The organism is Sphingomonas sp. CFBP 13603, from assembly GCF_014892665.1.
Classification (GTDB): Bacteria; Pseudomonadota; Alphaproteobacteria; order Sphingomonadales; family Sphingomonadaceae; genus Sphingomonas.
The window spans coordinates 44,309-69,455 of sequence record NZ_JADBIA010000013.1 but is presented as its reverse complement, the minus strand read 5'-3'; the positions used below and the strand labels follow the sequence as shown (position 1 = coordinate 69,455).

The window sequence follows — 25,147 nt, the reverse complement described above, 5'->3', positions numbered from 1 at the left end:
AGGTGTGCACTACCGCCGCATCTTCCTGAACAAACGTCCGCTCCCGATGCGCCGAGACCGGACGGTGATGTCGCTTTTTTGGTCTGCAGTACCGGAGAACGAGAAAAGCAGCCGTACGCTGTCCAGCGACTAAGGACTGACAGTCGACGAACCTAGCGCAATCCCATCCGATCTAGCTTTTTCAGCAGGCCGACCCGCGAAAGGCCGAGGTTGCGGGCGGTGTGAGTGTGGTTATGGCCGGTCAGTACCAGCGCCTCGGTGATACGGCGGTACTCAAGCGCTGCTATCTCCTCCTCGAGCGTCTGTGGCGTGCCGACGGTTGGCAGGTCTGCGACAGCGTCGCCGACGGCGAAGGCGAGATCGGCTGCGCCCACATCGACGCCGGTTGCCGATCGAGGGGCCAACGCGGCCGCACATTCGACGGCCGCGCGCAGTTCACGGACGTTGCCGGGCCAGCGGCGCTTCGCCAGCCAGTCCAGCGCGTCCGGTGTAAACTGGCCGGTGCCGTCGCTGGCGCGGCGTAGGAAAATAGAGGCGAGCAGGGACACGTCGCTTGGGCGTTCGTCGAGTGACGGCGTGCGCAGAACGACGCCCTTCAGTCGGTAATACAGGTCTTCGCGGAAGCTGCCGTCGGCAACGCAGGCAGCGAGGTCGCGGTGGGTCGCGGCGACGATACGGACGTCCGCGATACGCGGCTCGCGCGCGCCCACTGGTTGGAAGCTGCCGTCGGCCAGGAAGCGGAGCAGCTTGACCTGCATGGGCGCGGACATCTCGCCGATTTCGTCTAGGAACAGCGTGCCGCCAGCTGCGGTCTCGACGAGCCCGGGGCGATCGCTCGTCGCGCCGGTGAAACTGCCCTTGAGATGGCCGAACAGCTCGCTTTCGAGCAGTTCGGGCGGGATCGCACCGCAATGGACAGGCACGAGCTTCCGGTCGACGCGTGGGGAGGCACAGTGGAGCGCACGGGCGACCAGTTCCTTGCCGGTACCGCTTGGACCGAGCACCAGAACGGGCAGACGGGTCGGTGCGATCCTCCGGATCAGGTCGCGCAATGCGGCCATTACCGGTGTAGTGCCGATGAGTCCCATGTCCTCGGCACCGGTGTCGCGAGCCTTGAGCGCAGCGAGTTCGCGCGCGAGGCCTGCGCGTTCCATCGCGCGGGCGATGACGATGCGCAGGATGTCGGGGTCGACGGGTTTGGCAAGGAAATCCCATGCGCCGGCATCAATAGCCTTCAGCGCAAGCGCGTGATCGGCATGGCCGGTCAAAACAATGACGGGCGCAGGAACGAAGCTGGCGATCAGCGCCAGCCCGGCTTCTGGATCATGGTGCGGTGGCATCGCGAGATCGAGCAGGACGAGGTCGGCGGGTGCCTCGGCAAAGGCGGCACGGGCGGCGTCGCCATCGCCGACCACGCGGACGTCATGGCCGAGACCGCGCAGCCACGCGCCGGTGAGCCGCTGGAAGGCGGGTTCGTCGTCGGCCAGCAGGATGCCACTCATTACAAATCTCCGAAGGTAAGACGGAAGCAGGTCGACCAGCCAGGCCGCCGAACGAGCGTAACGGTTCCGCCATGCGCCTCCATGATGCGGCGGACGATGGCGAGGCCCAGGCCGGTGCCTCCGGGGCGGCGCGAAACGAACGGGCGGAAGAGGTTGTCGACGATCTCGGGAGCGATGCCGGGCCCGTCGTCACAGACGTCGATGAACACAGGGGGGCCCTCTGCGGCGACGATGGTGACGTTCGTGCCGAGCGCGCGCGCGTTGTCTACGAGGTTGGTGAGCACTCGGACGAGCGCCCGGCGGTCAGCCATGACGCTCAGGTCCTCGGGCACTTCGAGTCCGACGCCCATCTGCCCGACGAGCTCGATCAGGCGAATGGGCTGCGGCACCACCGTCCAGGCACGCGAATAATCGAGGATGTCGCTGACGAGGTGATTCATCCGCGCAACCTGTTCGCTGATTTCGGCGCGCACCTCGGACGGGGCACCCGTTGCTGCCATCGTCACGATCCCGAGAGGGTTGCGCAGATCGTGCGCTACGGTCGCGGCCAGTTCGCCCAGTTCGATCATCCTGGCTTGGCGTTCGACATCAACCAGCCGGTGCGCGGCTGCAAGGCGGCGCGCAGTTTCCCCGACGAGCCCGGCGAACCGGTCGACGACGTGGCGTGTCGCTGGCGGCGCATCGTTCCAGCCACGCAGGATCACCGTTTCGCCGGCGACCGCCAATGACGGACCATCGTCGACGACGGGCAAGTTCAGCCGCAGCGCGAGCAACACATTGGCGATCGTCGCGAGTTCCGTCGTGTCGGTCGCTCCGGCTAGCTGGTCGCGCCAGTCTGCGACGTCGGCGTCGCTGACCCGGCCGCCGGGAAACACGACCGCATCAGCCAGCCGCTTGAGCGGGGCGAGCACGAGGATGCCGAGCGCAAGCGTCGCGGCGAGCGCTGCCCAGGTCGTTAACAGGCCCGCTGGCCGGCCGGCCAGCACGAGCGGCACAGTGGCGATGCCAGAGCTGACCGCTCCCGCCAGCGCCACGAGCAGAATCCAGACGAGCCCGCGCCGAGCCCAAAGGTCCGTCGCCATGAAGCGATACCGCAGGATGCCATAGACCAAGGCGACCGAGTAAAGCGGCAGCAGCAGGACCGGCCAAGGATAGGCGTCGATCCGGAGCGCGGGGAAGGTGAAGCCGGTGAGTGCGACGAGACCGATCAGGCTGGAGACGAATACCGCGCCGGCCTGGCGGCGATGCTGCCCTTGCTGCTGCACCCAGGTCTGCGCGAGACGAAGATGGCCGATCACCGACAACAGGCCGGCGAGACCCAGCACGCCCCAGCCGACGATCGACGGCACGAACATGCCAGGGAAGCCGTGCCACGGCACGATCTTACCCACTCCGAATATGAGGCCTACGATCGTGGCAAACCCGGAGATCGCGTAGCTCGCGATCGCGACGGGCCGCAGCGTGTCGCACAGCGCGAACGCGAAAACCAAGTGGACAAACGCCGCGGCCGGCAGGGGGGACAGCGCGATCAGCGTCGCGGTGAATGGCGTCGCGGCCGGCCCGACGATCGCGGGGATCGCCTGCGCGATGCTCCAACTCGCGACGCCGACCAGGAACAGCGCGAGCAACGCCGAACCCGGTAGCGCGCGCGCACGCGTCGCAACGAACAGCGCGAGCATGAGGCTCGCGACCGCGGTTAGACCAAGCGCGCCGACATAGGCGATGATGCCGATTGCCGTATCCATCGTTGACACCATAGCACGCAGTCCCGTTCACGACGTTAACATCTGCGGGGTTGCGAACCAGCCTAAACCACGCATTCTCGTTGGTTTTCGCAATTGGCATGCCATTCGCAAGGCGTCGGACAGCCGGCCGATATCCGGACGGCGTCGAAGGGGATTTCCGTCATGCTGCTACCCATAGCTGCCTTGCTACTGACCTATGCACTGACCGCATTGATCGCGATCTTCGCTGCCGTCGCGCTGTGGCGACCGCTGTCGATCCTGCTCGCCGAACTGTGCGGGACCGAAGAGCGGTCGCGCTTCTGGACGGTGTGGTCGATGGTGATGATGATCGCCACGCCAATGCTGCTCGTGTCGATGCGCTACGTCGCGACCGATCCAACTGAGCTGGTGCAGGGCACCGTTACGAGCGCGCTGTTCGGAGTGTTGCTGGCGCTGGTCGGCATGGGCTTCGCGGTATGGAGCCGCAGCCCCCGTGCCGACGCATAAGGGCCCGACGATGCATGTTCTCGTCATTGGCGCAGGCGGCTTCGTCGGGCGTCATCTGGTCGGGCGGCTGGTGGCGAATGGCGTTCACGTCACCGCCGCCGGGCGCGATCCGGGGCGGCTCGCGCAGGCGCTGTGCGGAGTCTCGACGGTCCGCTGCGACTTGGCGCAGGATAGCGCGGACGACTGGCTGCCGCGGCTGCGCGGAATGGATGCGGTCGTCAACTGCGCCGGACTAATCCGTGATGGAGGGCGGTATGCCATGGTCCACGATCAGGGCGCACGGTCGCTGTTCGACGCATGCTATGCGTGCGGCGTCAGCCGCGTGGTTCAGGTCTCCGCGCTCGGCGCGGATACCAGCGCGACGACGCGCTACCATCTCAGCAAGCGCGCCGCGGACGATCATCTTGCCAACCTCGATCCTAGCGGCGGCCGGATGGACTGGGTCGTACTACGGCGGTCGCTCATTATTGGCCGCGGCGGGCAGAGCAGCGTACTGTTCGGCGCGCTCGCCGCTCTGCCGCTTACGCTACGGCTGGGGCGGGGTAGGTGGCGCGTGCAGCCGATCCATGTCGATGACCTGATCGCGGGCATCGTGCGACTGCTGTTCCGAAAGGCGTCGATTGCGGCACGGATCGACGTCGTCGGACCCGAGCCGATGACCACGGACGCGCTGACCGCCAGCTTGCGACACTGGCTGGGTCTAGCACCCGTGCCCATTGTGCGGTTGCCGAGATGGATGCTCGCGGCAGCGACGCGGCTTGGGATCGGGCCGGTGACCCGCGAAAGCCTGACGATGCTTGAGGCCGGTAACACCGGCGACGTTGATCCGCTGATCGCCGCGACGGGGCTGGTTCCCGCCAGGTTGGACATCGCGCTGGCGCGGACGCCAGCGACGGACGCCGACCGGCTAGCTGCTCGGCTGATGCCGCTGAAGCCGGTGCTGCGCTGGTTGCTTGCTGTGGTCTGGCTGGCCGGTGGCATCGTACCGCTGGCTTTGACGCCTGCGGCTACGAACCGAGCGCTATTGGCGCAGGTCGGGCTGACCGGCACGCCCGCAATTGCCGCGCTCGTGGCGGGTGCCGTGCTCGATATCGCTATCGGGCTGGCGCTGCTGGCTCGTCTGCGCCGAGCAGCGATGGCCGGGATCGTCGTGATGCTGGGCTATACCGCCATCCTCGCCACAACGATGCCTGCGCTCTGGGCCGATCCGTTCGGCGCGCTCGTCAAGAACGTAGCTATCCTGGGTCTGGCGCTCGCTGTGCATGCCTTGGAGAACGACCATGGATAAGTATCTGCTTCTCAAGACCGTGCACATTCTGTCTTCCACTCTGTTGTTCGGGACCGGCCTTGGCACCGCGTTCCACGGCTTCATGGCCAACCGATCTGGCGACCTTGCGGCACGACGGATCGTCAATCGCAATGTCGTGATTGCGGACTGGCTGTTTACCACTCCTGCGGTGATCGTGCAGCCGGTGACCGGCGTTTGGCTCGCTCGGATCGCCGGCTATCCGCTGACAACCGGCTGGTTGGCGGCTGCCATCGTGCTGTACCTGTTCGTCGGCGCCTGCTGGCTGCCGGTCGTCGGCATCCAGATCGAGATGCGCCGGATCGTCGACCGGCTCTCCGACGGCGAGGGACTGCCAGCGCGCTATTTCATGCTATCACGAACCTGGTTCGCGCTCGGCTGGCCCGCCTTGGCCGGCGTGCTCGTGATCTTCTGGCTGATGGTCGCCAAGCCGGACTTTGCGTGGTGACCGCGCTATTCCGGCGGTTGCTCGGTCCTGCGATCGATGGCCTCGCGCCCAGCCTGCGCGCGGTACATGACGAGGATGACGACCAGGTCTGGAAGGGACTTGCCGAGATACGGGCGAGCGACAATCCGTTTGCGCGGCTGCTGTGCCGGATAATGCGTCTGCCAGCGCGCGGATCGGGCGTGCCAGTCACTGTTCGGTTCGAACGGCGCGGAGACGCCGAGCATTGGCATCGCAGGTTCGGCGATCGACAGTACCGCAGCACCCTGCAAATGCGGCACGGCCGCCTGATCGAACGGATGGGGCCAGCGGCCAACTCGTTCGATGTCTCGGTCGTCGATGGAGCGCTGCATATGGACTTAGTAGGCTTCCGGTTTCTCGGCGTACCTCTTCCGCGATGGGCGCGGCCGGCATGCCATGCTGTCGAGCAGGGGCAAGACCGCGAGTTTACATTCGACATTCCCGTCGACCTTCCGCTGTTCGGCCGGGTCATTCATTATCAAGGCCGGTTGGAGAGAATCGATGACTGAGCATCCGATCATCCTCTTCGACGCCGAATGTGTGCTGTGCTCAGCGAACGCGCAGTTCGTCCTGACGCACGACCGCGCGCGCCGCTTCCGGCTCGCGGCGATGCAGGGCGAGGTCGGCGTCGCGCTGTGTCGACGGTTCGGGATCAACCCAGCAAATCCCGATACCATCATCGTCGTCCAGGGCGACCGCGCGCTGCGCGACAGCGACGCGGTGCTGGCGATCTATGCTGGGCTCGGTTGGCCGTGGCGGATCGTCGCCGCGGCTCGGCCAGTGCCGCGCAGGCTGCGCGATCCGCTATACCGCTGGGTCGCACGCAACCGTTACCGCCTGTTTGGGAGGCGTGCCAGCTGCTGGCTGCCGCGTCCGGAGGACACGGATCGCGTTTTGTAGGCTGCGCAACATAGATGTTCGGTTGACCAGGTCGCCCGTAACGCGTTCGACGCTTCATGAGCAAGCGTCTGAAGTTGGGAAGCGCAATACGGGGCGCGAACGACCGCAACTGGGTCGATTGTCAGGCTGGAAGAATGCACGGCTGATGCGTGAACAAGTTTACTTTAACCATGCACCATGGATGCCGGGCGGCACGCGGTGTGGGATGCGGACGGATGCCACTGGCGGTGCCTCAAAGTTCCGGGCATCAAGTATCTCCAGCGCGGTGGTGTGCCCCCCGGCGTCGATCACGAGCCCGATAAGCCAGCCGTCATCCTCGGCAGCGTCCGGCGAGCGCGGCACGAACACGAACTCGCCCGCGATGCGTCCCGGTCCGAATTCGTGCAGTCGTCGCGTGTCTCCTTCCAAATCGTGCTTGATGAGCGGCGCCTCGCCAACCAGCGATTCCGTCATCACTTCGGGGAGCCCGAGCGCATAGATATGGCGGTAAGGCCGGCCGGTGCGACGCTCGTCTATCGTCGGCAATTCCTGCGGCGAGGGGTCGATCGCGCGCTGGTCCACCGATCCAGTCACAGGGTCGATCGTCCATCGCTCGAGGCCGCGCGGCTGCTCGTCCGGTGCCAGATTGTCGCCGGCGAACATGCGGTCGTACGCGACCACGTCGAGCGCCACGCTCCCGTTCGGCAGATCATGCGCGTTGGCAGTGTGGAACACGAAGCAGGGATCGAGCGGGAACCACCGGATATCCTCCGCCTCGCCGTCGCGCGGCAGCAGCCCGATCCGGGCCGGATGCTTCTCGTTCCACCGGTAGGGAAAGCCGTGCCCCGCCAGCACCGTGCGCATCGACAGGGTAAGCGGCAGGTCCATGACGACGACGTAGCGCTGCGTGATCGCGCAGTCGTGGATCAGCGGCCCGTGCGACATCGGGATCGTCACCGATCGTCGTACCCGGCCGGCGACATCGACGACGTTGTAGCGAATGCGCTTGGGATCGGTCGCCTCGTAACACAGCGCGTGCAACTCGCCGGTCACCGGGTCGCGGCGCGGATGGGCGGTGAACGAGCCGGGCAGGGTGCCGCCGAAATCGTCGTAGCGCTGCGTCTCTAAATGCTCGTCGAAGCGGACCGGCGTGCTGCCGGCTTCGACCAGCGCCCAGCCACTGCCGGCATGGTCCAGTACGCTAGTGTTGACGGTGTCGAAGATGTACCGTGGCTCTGGAGCCGCCGGCACATGCCTGGCCGCCGCGACATCGGTCGAGCGGATCCAGCGATTCCGGTACCACCGGGCTTGCCCGTCCTCGAGGCGGATGCCGTGCAGCATCCCATCGCCCGTGAAGAAGTGGTAAGAGCGCGGGTCGGCGTTGGCGGGGTTTGGTCCGATGCGAACGTAACGGCCGTCGAGCTCGGGCGGGATGATACCCTCGACGGCGAGGTCGGTGAGGGTCAGCTCCTCAGTCATTGGCTCGTGGATGCCGGTAAGTAGCGGATGCGGCGCATCGCGGGGCGGCAGGCGGCGCTTGTTGAACGCGGCGATGCCGGTGACGATCGGCGAGGCAATTGCGCCGACGACGTTGTCGATCGCCTGCTCGAAGCGGCTGGCGAACGTCGGACGTCGGGTGACCGTCACGATGTCGTGACGGTCTGGATGACGTCGAAGCCTTCGAAGCGAGGCGGCGCCAGGTACAACGGCTTGTGGTCGCCTGCGCCGCGATGCGCCGCGCGAAACGCCTCGGACCGAGTCCAGTTTTCGAAGTCCCCGCGCGACAGCCAAACGGTATGCGACGAATAGAGGACGTGATCGTCGGCCGCGGGCCCGCGCAGCATGTGGAACTCGACGAACCCCGGGACGCCGGCAAGGTACGAGTCGCGCGATAGCCAGACCTGCTCGAACGCCTCCTCCTCACCGGGGATCACCTGAAATCGGTTCATGGCGATGAACATGGGGGCAAGCTCCTGCGTCGACTGGCCGGCCTAAGGTGGGGTGGAGCGGGACGGGATGCGAGGGCGATGACGCCCTATAAGCGCTGAAAGCCTCATTTGAACGAAGGTCTGAAAGTGCGAAGGCGATCAAGGTGATCTGAACGGCCGGACTTGGTCCCTCATGGCCTTAGCGGTTTTGTTTATCGGTAGATGCCATCGGTCGAGAACCATCTCCAACGCGTTTATCAGCGTGCCGCTGTTGCCCTTAGCCTGCTGCTTTTGGCGCCGTAAGCAGCTATTGCGACATTTCATGACACTCCCTTCGAGCGCTTGTCATCGATTTGTTGCGCAATTGCGACAGTGCACAACAAAGTTTTAACGGCGGCCGAAGCCGTTTTACAATGGCAATGTCGTCAGGCAGGTGACGACGGGTCAGACACCCGGGGGGGCGTCGCGGCTCAATAGAGCCGGTCACGACAATAGTAAAAGTTGGGGAAGAACTGCATGCGCCCGTTCAATCGCGTTATTGTTAGCCGTCTGTGTGTGCCGGCGCTGCGCCGCTTGCTATCCTGCTGAATCTGAGCACCGCTGGCTTCGCGCAGACGGCACCGGCTGAGCCTGGTGTCGCGCCCACCGAGCAAGCCGCTGAGCCCGAAGCGAACGACATTGTTGTCACCGGATCGCTGTTCCGCCGGACCAACACCGAAACGCCGTCGCCCGTCACGGTGCTGACTGCGGACAGTCTCGCCAAGGCCGGTATAACGACGGCCGCTGAAGCGATTCGCTCGGTCTCGGCCGATAGCGGCGGTTCGATCGGCGTGGGCTTCCAGAGCGGCTTTTCCGCCGGCGGCGTCGCGGTATCGCTGCGAGGCCTCGGCGTCTCGTCGACGCTGGTGCTGGTCGACGGCCTGCGCTCGGCCAATTTTCCGATCAACGACGATGGCCATAATTCCTACGTCGATCTCAACTCGATCCCGTTCAGTCTGATCGAGCGCGTCGAAGTGCTGAAGGACGGCGCATCTTCAACCTATGGCGCCGACGCTATCGGCGGCGTGGTCAACCTGATCCTCAAGAAGCAGTTCACCGGCATCGCCGGCACGGTCGAGGCGGGTGCCAGCAGCCGCGGCGATGCGGAGCGCCAGCGCGCCAACCTGACGATCGGCTATGGCGATTATGCCGACAAGGGCTTCAACGTCTATCTGAACGGCGAATTCCAGCAGGACGGTCGTGTCAGCAACCACAGCCGTGGCTTCCCGTACAACAACCGCGATCTGACCTCGATCGGCGGCAACGACAATAACGGCGCCGACAACTCGCTGACCACCGCGACGCCGAACGCGGTCGTCGTGCGCACGACGCAGACGGACCTCAACAATCCGTTGAGCGGCGGTACGGCGATCGCAAACGCCAACTACACGACGCTGAATCTCGACAACTGTGCACGCGGCACCTTCACCCAGACCGGTGTCGCCAACGGCGTCGGCTGCAAGCACAACCTGGAAGACGAGTATTTCCAGCTCGCTCCATTCCAGCGCAAATATTCGATCAACGGGCGCATCAGCGTGCGGCTGGCGGACAATGTCGAGGGCTATCTGACCGGCAGCTATTCGAACAGCTACGTCAGCATCAACAACGCGCCGCGCGCTCTGCGTAACACCCAGCCTTATGGCGGCGCTCCGTCGCTGGCGTCGAGTAATCCGGGTATCGTTCTGCCGGTCTACATCTGCACGGCGGGCATCAATTGCGCGACTCCCGGTGCGCCCGGTCGCCAGCTCAACCCCAACAACCCGTACGCCACGGCATTCGCCAACAATCCGGCAAACGGCGCAGCGCGCATTTACTATTCGTTCGGCGACATCGACGCCGGCAGCGATCGTACCAACGAAGTGTACCGCTTCGCCGGCGGTCTTCACGGAACGGTCGGCGACGACTGGACCTGGAAGGTCGACGGCGTTTACGCCCGCGACAATCTGGAAATTGTCCAGCGCGGCTATCTGAACATCGCCAACACGCTCAATGCGATCAACACCGGCGCGTATAACTTCGTCAATCCGACGCTGAATTCGCAGGCGGTCCGCGACTTCGTCTCGCCAAACAAGATCACGCCGTCGAATTCCGAAATGTATTCGCTCGATGCGGCGATCACCAAGAAGCTGTTCGATCTCCCGGGCGGTCCCGTGATGGTCGCAGTCGGCGGCCAGGTGCGGCGTGAATCGCTGGTCAACAATAACCAGAACGCCTTGCTCGATACCTACGGCCTCACTACTTCTTCGGCGTTCGGCAAGCACACCGTGTCGGCGGGTTATTTCGAGATTCAGGCACCCGTGCTCGACATTCTCGAGATCAACGGTTCGGGTCGATATGATCACTATTCGGAAGGCTTTGGTCGCTTCTCGCCTAAGGTCGGCTTCAAGTTCACGCCGATCCGCCAGTTCGCGGTTCGCGGGACTTATTCGCAGGGCTTCCGTGCGCCGACGTTCGCCGAGTCTGGTCCGCGGTCGCAATATGCCGGCTTCGTCAACACGCAGCCTCCGGGGAATTTCTGCGCGGCGCATGGCGGCTCGGCGACGGCCACCAACACCTGCGTCACGGGCGGGAACCCGTATAACCTTAACTATTCGGTTGGCCGCGGGTTCGTCGGCAATCCGGATCTGAAGCCCGAGACGTCGCGCAGCTTCACCGGCGGCATCATCGTCGAGCCGACGCCGTGGTTCAGCGCAACGATCGACTATTACAACGTCAAGAAGTCGAACCTGATCGCCAACGGTCCGCTCGCGGGCGACGCGATTGTCGCCTACTACCGGCAGTCGAACTTGGCCGCCGCAACCGCCGCGGTGGCTGCAGTTGGGCAGGGCTATTCCGTCAACACGGTCGACGGCGTCGATCCGGCGTTCCCGAACGCGCTGCCCCGCCTGCTGATCATCAACGCGCCGTTCGTGAACGTGAACTTCGACAAGACGTCGGGCCTCGATTTCTCGGGGACCGCGCGGATCCCGCTTGGTGAGGGCATCCGATTCACCAGCCGGGTCGAGGCGACCTACATCATCCAATATGATCGCCACACGGCGCAGGGCGTCCAGAAGTTCGCTGGCACGATGGGTCCGTATGATCTGTCATCGGGCAACGGCACGCCGAACTGGCGTGGCAACTGGCAGAACACGATCGCGGCTGGCAAGTTCTCGCTGACCGCAACCGCCTATTATGTCGGCAAGATCAAGGCGGTCGCCACCGACCAGGGCCGCCTCGATACGTCGTGCGCCAACAGCCTCTACAAGTCGTCGCAGGCTGGCGTGCCCGTCGATCGGTTCTGCTACGTCAACAGCTTCATCAACGTCGATCTGAACGCGACGGTAGCGGTGAACGACGACTTCTCGTTCTTTGGTAACGTCGGCAACATCCTCGGCGCACGCGCGCCGATCGCTCCGGCCTCCTACGCAAGCTCGCCGAACTATCTGACCACGTGGCATTATGCCGGCCTGATTGGACGGACGTTCCGTGCAGGTGCGAACTTCAAGTTCTGATAACGAAATAATAGCGGTGGCTCATCACTCGAGCTGCCGCTATTCTTGTATTTTCGTGCGTAGTATAAGACGGGTACGTGACAAGGTCTGCATGACGAGGCAGTGCCGAGCACAGCCCCCAAGGACGTTGCCTAACGTTCTCGTCTGACAACTCGCACTAACCGCCCCACCTCTCAGTCGAAGCGACGCGTTAAGTTTGTGCTGATACTGTCGGAAAACGATCCATCTGAACGAGTGTCGGGAGTAGGGAAGCCGCCAACCAGTCTTGGATGTCCGGCTTTTGGGTCGGAGGCGACGACGACGTCGGGCGTGACACTCTGGCCATAAGGCGGTCAGCTGTATATCCCGTAAACACAGGGGGAGGGTGCACTGGGCTTCGCGTCGAACGTGGATTAGGATGAGCAATCATGCGCCGCGACCTTGATCATCTGCCGTCCGCAAAACAGCGCGAGATCGAGCGCGTCGTGCAGATCTTGTTCGAGGAGTTCGACGCGGCCAATGGTGATGCCACGGGCCCTCGCAAGCGCGCGCGGGTCCTCAAGGTCATCCTTTACGGATCGTATGCGCGGGGCGGCTGGATCGACGAGCCACACACCGCCAAAGGCTATCAGTCCGATTTCGATCTGCTGGTTATCGTCAGCCAGAAAGAGGTCGTCGACCGCGCCACCTATTGGTACAAAGCGGAAGAACGGCTGAACCGCGAACGGGCGATTACCAGGACGTTGCAGACGCCAGTCAATTTTATTGTTCATTCGCTGCAGCAGGTGAATGACGGTCTCGCGCACGGCCGCTACTTTTTCATGGACATCGCCAAGGACGGTATCGCGCTCTACGAAGCTGACGAAACGGAACTTCATCAACCAAAGCCGAAGACGCCTGAGCAGGCGTATGCGATGGCTAAAGAATATTTCGATGAATGGTTTTCAACGGCGATGAGGAGATACGAGTTTGTCGGATTCGGCCTCGAGAAAGGTCATCTCCGAGAAACCGCGTTTGAGCTTCATCAAGTTGCAGAGAGTCTCTACCATTGCATGCTTTTGGTTTTCACGTTTTATACGCCTCATAACCATAATCTTGGTTTTCTACGCACGCAGGCTGAGCGGCTCGACAGCCGTCTTCATGGCATCTGGCCACTGAGCAATCGCCGCGAGCGAGCGATGTTCGAAAAGTTGAAGGACGCCTACGTCAAGGCGCGCTATTCAAAGCATTACAGGATCAGCGCAGAGGAGCTTACCTGGCTTGGCGCGCGTGTCGAAGATCTGGGTAGGGTCGTTCACACGTTGTGCATTGAGCGGTTGGCAGCGCTGCAGTCCCAACTTCTCGACGCTGCAGAGTAGAGCGCGCCATTCCTAGAAGGTGCGGCAAACGACCTGCGACAGCTCGCACCTGCGGGTCAGCTTCAGCACAATGTTTGTGGCTAATGTGTCGACAGATTTGCTGATCACATCGTGCTGGCTGTCTTCGCATCAGGAGCCTTGCGATCGAAGCATCAAGTTCCTGTCTGTTCGAGAACTGTCGTCCGCCTCCATATCGAACGCGCGTTTTCCGCGTCTTTTCCACAAGAGCAAAATGTTGTCGGAGCCGTCGCCGCGCGCCTTCGCCACCATGTCGAGAAGCGCCCCGTAGATCGTCGCACGATCATCGTCCGTGAGGTCGACCAGACCCGCTTTTTGAACAAGGCCACCAAGCTCGATCAGGTGTCGGGTGCGTTCGCGACGTTGCACAGCCCAGCTTCGCGTATCAGTCCGACGCCGCGCCGCTTCCAGGCGGAGGATCGCCACCCGGTTGTAGCGCTCGGCCGAGGTCGTCGCCGCCAGATTTTTCACCAGAGCCCTGGCTACCGTCCGACTTGCGCCCGCGTCGTTGAAAGAAGGCGGCGCCTTTGCTGCGCCATGCCTCCCTTTGTTCGGGATCTGTTGTGTTCGCCGCAGCAAGCAGAACGCCAGCGAGCGTCTCCACATCGAGCGCATGGGCACCTGTTGCGATCACCAGCTCACCAAGCTGTTGAATCTTCTTCGCTTTGATGTCTCGAGCGCGATCATTCAGCGCTTTTAGCTCAGCGTCGTAGTCCCGGACTTTACGCATCGTGTCTGTTCCTGATGGTTCATCACGTCTTGCCAGTATCTCACCTTGCGGATAGTCTATCAAGTCATGAGCGGCCGACGAAGTTGGTCGTGAGTGCGCGCTTATACGTCGGGACCGACGTGGCACTGCAGAAACAGGTGAGACCCGTCATGGCGATCTACCATTTCTCGGCCAAGATCATCAGCCGTGCGAACGGCTCGAGTGCAGTTGCGTCGGCGGCCTATCGTTCGGCCAGCGACCTGTTCGACGAACGGCTCGAGCGACATCACAACTTTTCGAACAAGACCGGCGTCGTTCATTCCGAAGTGCTGCTGCCCGAAGGCGCGCCGGAGCGGTTGCGCGATCGCACGACGCTGTGGAACGCGGTTGAGGCGGGCGAGAAGCGCAAGGACGCGCAGCTGGCCCGTGAGGTAGAGTTTTCGATCCCGCGAGAGATGAACCGCGATCAGGGCATTTCGCTCGCACGCGATTTCGTAAAGCAGCAGTTTGTCGACCTCGGCATGGTCGCAGACCTCAATGTGCATTGGGATCATGCTGAAGACGGTAGTCCAAAGCCACACGCACACGTCATGCTGGCGATGCGCGAAGTGGGCCCTGACGGGTTTGGCCAGAAGGAGCGTGACTGGAATCGAAATGAGCTGCTGCAGGAGTGGCGCGCGGCGTGGAGCGCACACGTTAACGAACGACTGGCAGAGCTTGGGATCGATACGCGTATCGATCATCGCTCCTATGCCGAACAGGGCATCGCGCTCGAGCCGCAGCATAAGATCGGACCGGCGGCATCACGTCGACCCGGACAGGGGCTGGAAGCCGAGCGGATCGAAGATCACGCCCGAATTGCTCGCGAGAACGGTGAGCGGATCATTGCCGAGCCGACCGTCGCGCTAGACGCGATCACGCGCACCCAGGCAACGTTTACGACCCGCGACCTTGCGGTGTTCGCGTTCCGACACTCGGATGGCAAGGATCAGTATGATCAGGTCATGGCGGCGACGAAGGCCTCGCCGGACCTCGTGGCGCTTGGTCTTGATGGCCGCGGCGACGCGCGGTTTACCAGCCGCGACATGATCGCCGTGGAAGCGCGTCTGGAGCGATCCGCTGACCGGCTGGCCGCGACTGACGATCACTTCGTTTCCGCCCGCCAGGTCAATCGTGCGCTGGAGAATGCTGAGGGCAGGGGGCTTACACTTTCGGGCGAGCAGCGTGACGCGTTGGGACGGATCACGACGCGTGACGGTCTTGCCTCCGTCGTCGGCTATGCCGGCAGCGGCAAGTCGGCGATGCTAGGCGTGGCGCGTGAGGCGTGGGAGGATGCCGGCTACACCGTCCGCGGGGCTGCCCTTTCCGGCATTGCAGCGGAAAATCTGGAAGCCGGCTCGGGCATCGCGTCGCGCACCATCGCCAGCCTCGAATATGCATGGGGCAGGGACCGCGAACGGCTTGGACCCCGCGATGTGCTGGTGGTCGATGAGGCCGGCATGATCGGGACACGCCAGATGGAGCGGTTGATGTCTGCGGCGGACCAGGCCGGCGCCAAGGTCGTGTTGGTCGGCGATCCCGAGCAGCTCCAGGCGATCGAGGCGGGCGCTGCGTTCCGGTCGATCAGCGAGCGCCACGGGGCCGCCGAGATCACTGAGATCCGGCGGCAGCGCAACGACTGGCAGCGGGACGCAACGCGGTGGCTGGCAACCGGCATGACATCCGAGGCGATTGGCGCGTACCGCGAGCACGGCATGGTGACTGCGGCGGGCACGCGCGAGCAGGCGCGGGCCGCGCTCGTCGACGGTTGGGACCAGCAGCGCCAGGCCGAGCCGGACAAGAGCCGCATCATCCTTACGCATACCAATGCCGAGGTGCAGGCGCTCAACGGCGAAGCACGCGCGCGGCTGCGGGACAGCGGCGACCTTGGCGAAGACGTGACCATCGAAGCAGAGCGTGGCGCGCGGTCGTTTGCAACCGGCGACCGGATCATGTTCCTGCGCAACGAGCGCGGGCTGGGGGTGAAGAACGGTACGTTGGGCACGATCCACGATGCGGCCCCGGGGACGCTTGCGGTGCGGCTGGACGATGGCTGTTCGGTTGCCTTCGACGTGAAGGACTATGCGGCGATCGATCACGGCTACGCCGCGACCATCCATAAGTCGCAGGGTGTGACGGTCGATCAGGTACACGTACTGGCTACGCCGGGCATGGACCGACACGCCGCCTATGTTGCGCTGTCGCGGCATCGGGACGGGGTAAAGCTGCATTATGGTCACGACGATTTTGCGAGCGATGCAAAGCTCGCTGCAGTCCTGTCACGTGATCGGGCGAAGGACATGGCCGCCGATTACGCGGCCGTTCCTGATGACGCGGCACGAGGCTTCGCGGACAGGCGGGAGATCCGGTTGCCCGAGCGAGTGCGGGACATCCCACACAAGGTAGAAGTTAAGGCGAGAAGCATGTTTGCTGGGTTCAAGCCCAGGCCGCAGGAGGTTCGCCATGCTGACGAACCTGTGCCTGAAAGCACGAGGCAGCCCAGTGCAGCCACGGCGATCCAGCGCTATGCACGCGCTGCCGTCGATATTGCCGGCATGCGGGACAAGGGCCTGCCGGTGCTGCCGCACCAGGAAACGGCTCTCACCCGTGCTGGCGAAGCGCTCGACAAAACCCGCTACCGCCGAGCGGATGATCTAAACTCGGCAATCGAGCGCAATCCGAAGCTCGCGCGGGACGCCGCTGCTGGCGACGTCCGTGGCGCTGTTCGCGCCATGGCTGAGGAAGCCCGGGTCCGGAGCGATCCGGCCTTGCGCGCCGATCGGTTCATGGAACGCTGGCGATTGCTTGAGGCTGGCCACGAAGATGCAAGGACAGGGCCTGCCCACCAGCGCATGGCGATAATGATGGATGACCTCAGCCAGGATCCTGCGCTGAAGGAAGAGTTGGCGCGACGCGCGCCTGAACTGGGGATCCAGATCGAGAGAGAGCCGACAATCGAGCAGATCCTGGAGCGTCAAATGAGGATGGACCGCGATCGTCAGCAGGATCTCGATTTGAGTCGATAGGGAAGCGCATATGGCAGACGGCGAAGACGAAGCGGCAAAGGCGTTCGACGATCTGCGCAGCGAGGTGTCGTTGTTGCGCCGAGCCGTCGAGCGGCTGGCCGCGGAACGTGCCGAACCATCGGAGATGCCCGATTACGCCGAGACCCTGGGGGTCATCTCGCAGAACCTCTCCGCGACCGCGCAGCGGGTGGATGCGCTGGTGCACAGTCCGGCGCTGTCGCTGACGCCGGAGGAACTCGGCCGGCAGACGCTGGCGGCCAGTTACAACGCTCGACGCGAAGATCACCGCGCCTTTGTCGCCGCGAGGGAGGGGCTGGACGAAGTCGCGACAAAGATCGGCCGTCAGCTGAAATCGCATCTGATGGCGGACGAGCAACGCCAGCGTGTTCGTCGCGTCGGCATATTCGGGTTAGCCTTGGGCATGGCCATGTGGGCGATCCTTGCCGGCCCGATTGTACGGGCCGCACCATCAGGCTGGCACTGGCCAGAACGGATGGCAGGGCGGAGCTTGCGCATGCCGATGTGGGAAGGCGGTCAGCACCTCATGCGTACGGCGTCGCCAGCAGCGTTCGTCGGTATCGTGGCAAACAACAGGATGGCTGTCACAAATCGGGAGGTGTTGGAGGCCTGCCGCATACGCGCGGCAAAGGCGAAGAAGGCCGTGCGCTGCACGATAGAGGTGGAAGTGCAGAACCGAGAAAAATCATGATGGGTTTGGAACGGGGCCGCACGTCATCCGGGCATTCCACGCCAGAGATTCCTGCCGCCGCACTTTCCGGCGGCGCAACAGTGGGTCGATCATCGAGGACGGTAGGAGCGTGACGTTATGGTGAGCGGTCTGGCCAGCATCAGCATCGGCCTTAGTGTAGTGGCGTCCGTGAGCGCCTTCATTCGCAGCGCGAGACGTCAGAACAGGCGACCCACGATAGGTTCAATTCTTGTGGCGCTGTTTGTTGTGCCATCTCTGGCAGCGTCCGTGTCCGGACTGACGGCCGCACCGCTCGAGATGCTCAGCCGGATCCCGGGCCTGTCGATCATGGCGTGGCTGATCGCGACGGCGTTACTGGTCCTGTTGTGTGCAATTGGTGGTCATGTTCTTGGTTTTGTGATGGGAGAGGCCAGGGGGCCTCAGGCGGGCGATGTCATGCGCGGCGCGCAACTCTCCACCGCCGATCGCTGGCGCAAACGGACGCAGCGGATGCAGGCACGCAGTGCCGATGTCATCTCGCTTGCCGGCCTTGCAATCGAGCGGGCGGACGAGCCCAAGCACTTCCTGCTCATGGGCACGACCGGTACCGGCAAGTCGGTCGCGATCCGCGAAATGCTGTGCGGTGCACAAGCGCGCGGCGACCGAGCGATTATTGCCGATCCGGACGGCGGGTTCCTGTCCCGGTTCTACGATGCCGCGCGCGGCGACGTGATCCTGAACCCGTTCGATGCTCGGTCGGCCGTTTGGGACATGATGGGTGAGGTGCCGAACGACTTTGCGGCTGAGCAACTCGCCGCGTCGCTGATCCCGAGCCCGGGCGGTAATGCGGATGCAACATGGGCGGCGCGCGCGCGGACGTTGCTCACTGCGATCCTGCGCCGCGGGCGGCTGACTGGTATCGATACGGTCGAGGTCTACCGGCTGTTTGCCATGGCCGATCGCGCGGAACTGCGCGCAATGCTTGCCGGTACGGCAGCTGAGCCATTTCTGGCTGAGGGTGCGACGCGGCTGTTCGACAGCGTGCGCTCATCCAGCGGTGACGCGATGAGTGCGCTGGAATATGCCGCCAGCACGACCGGCGGGCAGTCGTTTTCGCTGACACGCTGGGCGTCGGACCCGGACGATCGGCGCTGGGTGTTCCTGCCCTACCGGGCCGACCAGATCGCCGCCCTTAAGGCATTGATCGGACCATGGATGCGGTTGGCCATCTTTGCGACGATGAGCCGGCTCGAAGGGGACACCACGCCGACGTGGTTCGTCGCCGACGAACTGGATGCGATTGGGAAGATCGAGGGGCTGGACGACGCTCTTCAGCGTATCCGCAAGTTCGGTGGTCGGTGCGTGCTTGGGTTCCAGACCATTGGCAAGGTACGCGCGATGTACGGCGATGGCGCTGCGGCCGCACTGGTGGAAAATTGCAGCACCCGGCTGATCCTGCGGTGCGCAGGGGGCGATACTGCCAGTACGGCACGCTTCGCGTCATCGCTGATCGGCCAGCAGAGCTATATGCAGCAGAGCTTCAACGAAGGCGCCGCCCCAGGCGGCAAGAGCTGGGGGCATTCCCTTTCAGCGCGCACCGATGACGCCGTCATGCCATCCGAGATCGAGCGGCTGCCGGACCTCAGCGGCTATCTCAAAGTGCCGTCCAAGCCCGAATGGTTTCCGGCGAAGGTCACCTACCGGGAGATGTCGCAACGAACCGCGACGTTCGTCAGCGTGTGATCGATTTGACCGCTGGCGCGCTGATAGGCACCTTTCCGAAGGACAGACTGCACTCACCATAATCGGACATTATGGTAACGACAGGTATGTGCTACGAGGCCCAAATGATGGGTAAATCGGACCAGTGGGTGGGCGGGGCACGAGCGAGATCGTCGTCCATCGCACCGATGGGGAGGGGCTTCCGATCCGAGCGCGACATGGCCTCGTCGAACCGATCGATGTCCGCGTTACCCGGTTGCTGGGTCTTGCGCTGCCGGCTGAAGGTGTCCCTGTAAGCGAGATCGGTTTCGCGGCGCAGCTCGGCGCTATGGCAGCGGCGAGCAAGGCGGCGCTGGCGTCAGACCTGGCCTGCTATCTGCGTTGGTGTGAGGACATCCGGGTCGCCCCGCTGCCCGCCGAGCCCGAAAACCTGGTCCGCTACATTGCCATGCTCGAGGCGCGGGGCGCCAAGCCCGCCACGGTCGCCCGGCGGGTTGCCAGTCTCGCCACCGCACACGGCCTGTCAGGCCTGCAGGAGAGGGGGCATGCGCCCACCAGTCACGTCATGGTCCGCGCCGCGCTCAAGGGCCTGCGCCGGCGTCGTGGCGCTGCTCAGCGCCAGGCGGCCCCGTTGCGTTTCGGCACCACGCTCGATCCGCACACCAAGGGGTTTACGCTGACGGCGCTGCTAGGCGCCTGTGGCGGCGACCTGCAGGGGTTGCGCGATGCCGCCCTGCTGTCGCTCGGTTACGATGCGGGATTGCGCGTCAGCGAGCTCGTCGCGGTCACCGTCGCGCACATCGATCCGCACAGCGACGGTTCGGCGCTCCTGTTCATTCCGTCGTCCAAGACCGATCAGGAAGGGCAGGGGGCCTGGGGCTGGCTGTCAGCCGACACGATGCGGCGGGTCGGCGCCTGGCTCGTAGCAAGTGCCATCACCGAGGGGCCGGTCTTTCGGCGTGTCGGAGTCGATCGGCGCCGTCTACGCGCCGCAGTTCCGCCGATGGCGTACGAGGCGATCCCAGGACACACCCGCTACTGGCAGGAGAAGCTCAAGGGCAAGAAGGCCGAACCGGCGCGGACGGTGTATACCGTTGGTACGGCCTCGCTTAGCCGGCAGGGCGTCAACGGGATTTATCGGCGTGTGGCACTAAGTGCATTTGATCAGGGGCTGGTCGAGATGCCGATCGCGAAGGTCGAAGATGCAGCGCGAGCGCTGTCCAGCCATTCGCTGCGCGTGGGGCTGACGCAGGATTTGTTTGCGGCTGGCGAGGACGGCGTTGGAATTGCGCAGGCGCTGCGTTGGTCTTCGCCATCAACCGCGCTGCGCTATGGGCGCAAGCTTGCCGCGCGGAGCAACGTTGACGCTCGCGTACTGTCCCGTATCCGAAGCTAGGAAAGCTAAATGCCAACTTTTCGTCAGCTAGAATATCTCGTGGCGATCGCCGACGCACACAATTTCCGGCGTGCTGCCGCGGCGACACATGTTTCACAGCCGACGCTCAGCCAGCAACTGCGTGTGCTGGAAACCGAACTGGGGGTCACGCTCGTCGAGCGTCAGCTGGCGGGGGCACACCTGACGCCGATCGGGCGGGACATCGCCGACCGTGCCCGCAAGCTGCTGGTCGAGTGACAGGATCTCTGCGACCTCGCCTCTACCGCCCGCGATCGAGCCGTCGGCACAATCAGGTTCGGGGTTACGCCGACGCTGGGGCCGTACCTCCTGCCCGGCGTCATTGCCGAACTCGCGCGCGATCATCCCGGTCTGCGGCTCTACATTCGGGGGGGATTCCTGACTGACGTCCCCCCTGTTTTTTAGCCCATTTTGAGCGAGAGTTTTCCGGCCTTGTGAAGCCTTCGGGCAAGGAGCTGGAAATGAAGAAATCTAGGTACACGGACGAGCAGATTGCCTTCGCGCTGAAGCAGGCGGAAACCGGCACACCGGTGGCCGAAGTCATCCGGCGGATGGGGATTTCGGAGCAGACGTTCTACCGCTGGAAGAAGGTGTACGGCGGTCTCGGGGTTGGCGAGCTGAGGCGCCTGAAGCAGCTCGAGGATGAGAACCGGCAGTTAAAACAGCTGGTTGCCGACCTGAGTCTGGACAAGCACATTTTGCAGGATGTCCTGTCAAAAAAGCTCTGACGCCTGGACGACGACGCGAACTCGTCGCGTACGTCCAGGCGTCCCATGCCGTAAGCGAACGGCGCAGTTGCTCGGCGCTGGGCGTCGAGCGGTCGTCGGTGCACTACATCTCTTACAAGCCGGACCAGACACCGCTGGTGATGCGCATCCGTGATCTGGCGGCGACGCGGACGCGCTATGGCTATTTCCGGATATACATCCTGCTGCGCCGGGAAGGATGGGTCGTGAACCACAAACGCGTCTATCGGCTATATCGGAATGATGGACTGAGCCTTCGGCTCAAGAGGCCAAGGCGCAACGTCAGCGCTGCGAACCGCGAACGGCAACCCGCGGCGTTGGCGGCGAACGAGATGTGGTCGATGGATTTCGTCTCGGACGCCCTGTTCGATGGCCGGCGGTTACGAGCGTTGACCGTCGTCGATACCTTCACCCGCGAAGCATTGGCGATTGACGTCGACCAGGGGATCAAGGGCGAACATGTCGTCGCCGCGATGGCACGGATTTCGTCTATCCGCGGCGTGCCCAAGACCATTCGCGTGGACAATGGTCCGGAGTTCATCTCGAAGGCGCTCGACCGCTGGGCGTACGAGAACGGCGTCACGCTGGACTTCAGCCGACCGGGCAAACCCACCGACAATGCCTTCGTGGAGTCGTTCAACGGCCGCCTTCGCGACGAGTGCCTGAACGCGCATTGGTTCCTGTCCATGACCGACGCCCGAGCCAAGATCGAGGCCTGGCGACGGGACTATAACGAGAGCCGTCCTCACACATCGCTTGGCTGGATGACGCCGGTCGAATATGCTGCTGCAGCGGCCGCAAAGGCGGCCGAATGAACGCCGGAAACTCACCTTCAGGTTGGATGAGAAACCGGGGGACCCTCACTACGCGATGGTCTTCATGTGCATCGGCGTAGGGCAGGGGATCGGCTTGTTGATCGAACGAGTGTGATATTCTGAATACATGATTCCTGACACGCCCTAACAGCACGCTAGATGGCACGTACACCGCAGCATCGATGGTGTTTCAAGAATCTTCATCTTTGACGGTGACACAGTGCAGGCAATGTCAGGCTACCGTCTTGATCGCCGTAGCGAACCGTCGCCGATAATCGGAAGGAGATAAGCCGACAATGCGATGGAATACCTTACGAAACGCGCTTGGATCGGTGTAGCCCACGTCCCAGCTGATTTGGTCGATAGCAAGCCTTGTATCACGCAGCTTTGTCTTGGCGTTCGATACTCGCAGGCGTTGCCAGTATTCGGTCGTGGTATAGCCGGTCGCCTTCTGAAAGCGGCGTAAAAGCGTCCGTTCCTCAAGGTTAGCTTGAGCTGCAAGCGCTGCCACGTCGACGGTTTTGCCCTCATTACTTTCCAGGAATTCTTGCACCTTCAATATGGCCTCGTCCTTGTGGCCAACGTGAGGACTGAAGCCGCTGTAATAGCTCTGCTCGCGTCCGGGCGGATCAATGAGGAAGCCACGGGCCACTTCTATCATTACGGCATCCCCCATGAACCTCGCGATGATCGTCAAGCAGAGATCGGTCCAGGCCATGACGCCCCCGGCCGTGATGATGTCACCATCGTCGATGACGATCCGGTCGGTATCGACACGCGCCAAAGGGAAGCGACTTCGAAAGCGATCTTCGTAGGTCCAGTGCGTCGTGACGGTTCGGTTGTCGAACAAGCCGGTATCGCCAAGCACGAATGCACCTGAGCAGATGGAGGCCAGCACGGCGCCCTCGGCGTGCCGTTCGAGCAACCAGCTCTTTATATCTGGATCCCTGTCATCATGCGGGCCATCCAACGCCGGTGGCAAAATGCATATCGATGGATCAGTGCTGCATGACGCCGAGGTATAAACGCGTTCCAACCGGCCCGTTGCCTTCGCTGCGGCCCAGTGACTGACCACTAGCCTGGATCTGTGCGCTTGCGCCGGCAACGCAGCGGCAACGCGATCGGCAGTAATCAGGAGATCCGTCATGCCCAAAATCGCTGCTTGCTGGGCTCCACGATAGGCAAGGAGAGCAATTTCCATCATGTCATTTCTAACCCGGTTTTTGTCGCTGTCGCCACTCATATAAGCCTGATCACCCTGTTAGACAGGCTCCATACTCAACCGGGAGCAATGTTGTGGCCAAACGAGCCCTGATCGTGGTCGATCTGCAGAACGAATATGAAGCCAGTGGCAAGCTGCCGCTGGAGAATCTGGATCAAGCCGTCGCGAATGCGAAGCGTGTCCTCACCGCCGCGCGTGACGGCGAGGAGATGATCGTTCACATTCGTCACGAGACACCGAATTCGGACGCGGTACCTTTTGCGATCGGTACGAGCGGCACCGAAATCATCGCGGCAGTAGCGCCCGTCGATGGTGAAACAACGCTCACCAAGCACTACCCCAACGCCTTTCGCGACACGGGGCTGAAGGCGCTGCTCGATGACGCGAGCGTGCAGGAGGTGATCATCGTCGGCGCGATGAGCCACATGTGCATCGATGCGACGGCTCGCGCAGCGTTCGACTTCGGTTATGCCGTGACCGTCATTGATGACGCCTGTGCCACGCGCGCATTATCGATCAACGGCGTCGAGGTCCCTGCGGCCCATGTTCAAGCCGCCTTCATGGCTGCACTCGCCTTTGCCTACGGTCAGGTAGTCTCCACCGCCGACTTCCTTCCTGCCTGAGCTGGAGCATTACTATGACGTCGGAAAATCTGTCCGGCCTCTCTCGCCGCCAGCTTCTGGCAGCCGGTGGTGCCGCTGCCGTTACCCTCAGCGTTGCCCCTTCGCTCAAGGCAGCGCCGTTGCCTGCGCCAAGCACCGGGGACTCGATAGTCCAGATCCGGAACGCGACAATTCGCGTCAACTATGCCGGGGTGCGGTTCCTGGTTGATCCCATGTTTGCGGATCCAGGGGCCTATCCGGGCTTCCCCGGTTCAGCAATGAGCCATTTGCGCAATCCGCTCGTTCCTTTGCCAGTTGCAGTTGCAGACCTTGTCGATGCCGACGCTGTTATAGTTACCCATACGCATATCGACCACTGGGACGACGCCGCGCAGAAGGCACTGCCGAAGGCGATGCCAATCTTCGTTCAGAACGCAACGGACGCTGCAACCATTCGGGGGCAGGGCTTTTCTGATGTGCGGATTATGACGACGGATACGCGCTTCAAGGGTGTTCAACTTGCCCGGACAGGTGGGCATCATGGCGGAGACGCTGTGTTGCGCGCAGTGCCAACGCTCGATCCCGTCAGCGGCGTTGTCTTCCGTCACCAATCGCATAAGTCGGTTTACGTCGTGGGGGATACTATTTGGGATGCAGCCGTGGCGCATGCGGTCGAGACTTACAAACCCGACGTCATCGTCCTCAACGCGGGGTATGCCCAATGGGTTGATCTGGGGCCGATCCTGATGGGTCCACAAGGGGTATTATCCGTCCATCGCGCGGCACCGACCGCTCAGCTCGTCGCGACGCATATGGAAGCAATCAATCACTGTGTCCTTAGTCGGGCCGATCTCGCAGCCTTTGCTAAAAAGGAAGGCTTCGCTCAGCGGCTACTTATCCCCGCCGACGGCGAGAATATTTCGATCTAAGCAAGGCGCCGTGGGGCAACAACGGTGATGCTTCC

At 63.1% G+C, this 25,147-nt stretch carries 22 protein-coding genes and 1 pseudogene; 16 read left to right on the top strand and 7 right to left on the bottom strand.

The annotated features are described in order from the left end of the window. Nucleotides 1-152: 152 nt before the first annotated feature. Nucleotides 153-1,502 (bottom strand): sigma-54-dependent transcriptional regulator, encoded by a 1,350-nt coding sequence (locus IFR23_RS17280; protein WP_192976941.1) that lies wholly within the window; start codon nt 1,500-1,502, stop codon nt 153-155. Then, complete coding sequence (locus tag IFR23_RS17275) at nt 1,502-3,247, bottom strand: sensor histidine kinase (protein ID WP_244655754.1); 1,746 nt, start codon at nt 3,245-3,247, stop codon at nt 1,502-1,504. The genes IFR23_RS17280 and IFR23_RS17275 overlap by 1 nt, the downstream gene beginning before the upstream one ends. A 162-nt stretch (nt 3,248-3,409) precedes the next feature. Here IFR23_RS17275 and IFR23_RS17270 point away from each other — a divergent pair, with 162 nt between their 5' ends. Genes IFR23_RS17270 through IFR23_RS17250 form a run of 5 tightly spaced genes read left to right on the top strand, consistent with a single transcriptional unit; the run spans nt 3,410 to nt 6,405 of the window. Next, entirely contained in the window at nt 3,410-3,733 is a 324-nt protein-coding gene (locus IFR23_RS17270; protein ID WP_107964564.1) for a hypothetical protein, read from the top strand. A 10-nt stretch (nt 3,734-3,743) separates the two neighbouring features. Beyond that, nucleotides 3,744-5,021: an SDR family oxidoreductase gene (locus IFR23_RS17265; RefSeq protein WP_192976939.1), complete on the top strand. Its 1,278-nt coding sequence runs from the start codon at nt 3,744-3,746 to the stop codon at nt 5,019-5,021. After that, on the top strand, nt 5,014-5,487 hold the full coding sequence (locus IFR23_RS17260; protein WP_192976938.1) for a DUF2269 family protein: 474 nt from the start codon (nt 5,014-5,016) through the stop codon (nt 5,485-5,487). The genes IFR23_RS17265 and IFR23_RS17260 overlap by 8 nt, the downstream gene beginning before the upstream one ends. After that, entirely contained in the window at nt 5,484-6,014 is a 531-nt protein-coding gene (locus tag IFR23_RS17255; RefSeq protein WP_342344994.1) for a DUF4166 domain-containing protein, read from the top strand. The genes IFR23_RS17260 and IFR23_RS17255 overlap by 4 nt, the downstream gene beginning before the upstream one ends. Then, nucleotides 6,007-6,405 carry a thiol-disulfide oxidoreductase DCC family protein gene (locus IFR23_RS17250; protein ID WP_107964556.1) on the top strand — a complete coding sequence of 133 codons (399 nt, stop codon included), beginning with the start codon at nt 6,007-6,009 and terminating at the stop codon, nt 6,403-6,405. The genes IFR23_RS17255 and IFR23_RS17250 overlap by 8 nt, the downstream gene beginning before the upstream one ends. A gap of 159 nt (nt 6,406-6,564) precedes the next feature. Here IFR23_RS17250 and IFR23_RS17245 read toward each other — a convergent pair whose 3' ends face one another. Then, entirely contained in the window at nt 6,565-8,031 is a 1,467-nt protein-coding gene (locus IFR23_RS17245) for an 8'-apo-carotenoid 13,14-cleaving dioxygenase (protein ID WP_342344993.1), read from the bottom strand. Beyond that, nucleotides 8,028-8,333 (bottom strand): antibiotic biosynthesis monooxygenase family protein, encoded by a 306-nt coding sequence (locus IFR23_RS17240; protein ID WP_244655753.1) that lies wholly within the window; start codon nt 8,331-8,333, stop codon nt 8,028-8,030. The genes IFR23_RS17245 and IFR23_RS17240 overlap by 4 nt, the downstream gene beginning before the upstream one ends. Before the next feature lie 530 nt (nt 8,334-8,863). On the opposite strand from IFR23_RS17240, the gene IFR23_RS17235 reads away from it, so the two are divergent. Further along, a complete protein-coding gene (locus tag IFR23_RS17235; protein WP_192976935.1) occupies nt 8,864-11,845 on the top strand; it encodes a TonB-dependent receptor domain-containing protein in 2,982 nt (993 codons plus the stop codon). A 407-nt stretch (nt 11,846-12,252) separates the two neighbouring features. Then, on the top strand, nt 12,253-13,182 hold the full coding sequence (locus tag IFR23_RS17230; protein ID WP_192976934.1) for a HEPN domain-containing protein: 930 nt from the start codon (nt 12,253-12,255) through the stop codon (nt 13,180-13,182). Nucleotides 13,183-13,311: 129 nt separating this feature from the next. Here the strand turns inward: IFR23_RS17230 and IFR23_RS17225 are convergent, their stop codons facing one another. Both IFR23_RS17225 and IFR23_RS17220 read right to left on the bottom strand, forming a co-directional pair. Then, on the bottom strand, nt 13,312-13,569 hold the full coding sequence (locus tag IFR23_RS17225) for a conjugal transfer protein TraD (protein ID WP_107964561.1): 258 nt from the start codon (nt 13,567-13,569) through the stop codon (nt 13,312-13,314). Nucleotides 13,570-13,585: 16 nt separating this feature from the next. Further along, nucleotides 13,586-13,930: a conjugal transfer protein TraD gene (locus IFR23_RS17220; RefSeq protein ID WP_107964562.1), complete on the bottom strand. Its 345-nt coding sequence runs from the start codon at nt 13,928-13,930 to the stop codon at nt 13,586-13,588. Nucleotides 13,931-14,079: 149 nt separating this feature from the next. On the opposite strand from IFR23_RS17220, the gene traA reads away from it, so the two are divergent. From traA to IFR23_RS17190, 7 genes and pseudogenes are all read left to right on the top strand, one after another. Further along, nucleotides 14,080-16,974: a Ti-type conjugative transfer relaxase TraA gene (traA, locus tag IFR23_RS17215; RefSeq protein WP_192976933.1), complete on the top strand. Its 2,895-nt coding sequence runs from the start codon at nt 14,080-14,082 to the stop codon at nt 16,972-16,974. 10 nt (nt 16,975-16,984) lie between these two features. Beyond that, the gene (locus IFR23_RS17210; protein ID WP_192976932.1) at nt 16,985-17,683 is read left to right on the top strand and encodes a DUF6118 family protein; all 699 of its coding nucleotides are present in this window, start codon (nt 16,985-16,987) and stop codon (nt 17,681-17,683) included. 117 nt (nt 17,684-17,800) lie between these two features. Beyond that, nucleotides 17,801-19,405: a type IV secretion system DNA-binding domain-containing protein gene (locus tag IFR23_RS17205; protein ID WP_192239507.1), complete on the top strand. Its 1,605-nt coding sequence runs from the start codon at nt 17,801-17,803 to the stop codon at nt 19,403-19,405. A gap of 124 nt (nt 19,406-19,529) precedes the next feature. Further along, nucleotides 19,530-20,780: an integrase gene (locus tag IFR23_RS17200; protein ID WP_192976931.1), complete on the top strand. Its 1,251-nt coding sequence runs from the start codon at nt 19,530-19,532 to the stop codon at nt 20,778-20,780. Between the two features lie 9 nt (nt 20,781-20,789). Next, nucleotides 20,790-21,017, top strand: coding sequence for a LysR family transcriptional regulator (locus IFR23_RS20335; protein ID WP_244655752.1), 228 nt, complete (start codon nt 20,790-20,792; stop codon nt 21,015-21,017). Nucleotides 21,018-21,065: 48 nt separating this feature from the next. Beyond that, nucleotides 21,066-21,203: pseudogene (locus IFR23_RS20580) on the top strand (LysR substrate-binding domain-containing protein); the annotation flags it as partial. A 56-nt stretch (nt 21,204-21,259) separates the two neighbouring features. Next, nucleotides 21,260-22,359, top strand: a protein-coding gene (locus IFR23_RS17190; protein ID WP_192976930.1) for an IS3 family transposase whose coding sequence is annotated in 2 segments (ribosomal slippage) — nt 21,260-21,512 and nt 21,512-22,359 — 1,101 coding nt in all. Because the reading frame shifts where the segments join, the coding sequence is not laid out codon by codon here. 232 nt (nt 22,360-22,591) lie between these two features. Here the strand turns inward: IFR23_RS17190 and IFR23_RS17185 are convergent. Then, nucleotides 22,592-23,602, bottom strand: a complete 1,011-nt coding sequence (locus IFR23_RS17185) for a GlxA family transcriptional regulator (protein ID WP_244655751.1) — start codon at nt 23,600-23,602, stop codon at nt 22,592-22,594. Nucleotides 23,603-23,676: 74 nt separating this feature from the next. Here IFR23_RS17185 and IFR23_RS17180 point away from each other — a divergent pair, with 74 nt between their 5' ends. Together IFR23_RS17180 and IFR23_RS17175 are read left to right on the top strand one after the other, a co-directional pair. Beyond that, a complete protein-coding gene (locus tag IFR23_RS17180; RefSeq protein WP_342344992.1) occupies nt 23,677-24,204 on the top strand; it encodes a cysteine hydrolase family protein in 528 nt (175 codons plus the stop codon). Between the two features lie 14 nt (nt 24,205-24,218). After that, entirely contained in the window at nt 24,219-25,112 is an 894-nt protein-coding gene (locus IFR23_RS17175; RefSeq protein WP_192976928.1) for an MBL fold metallo-hydrolase, read from the top strand. Nucleotides 25,113-25,147: the final 35 nt, after the last annotated feature.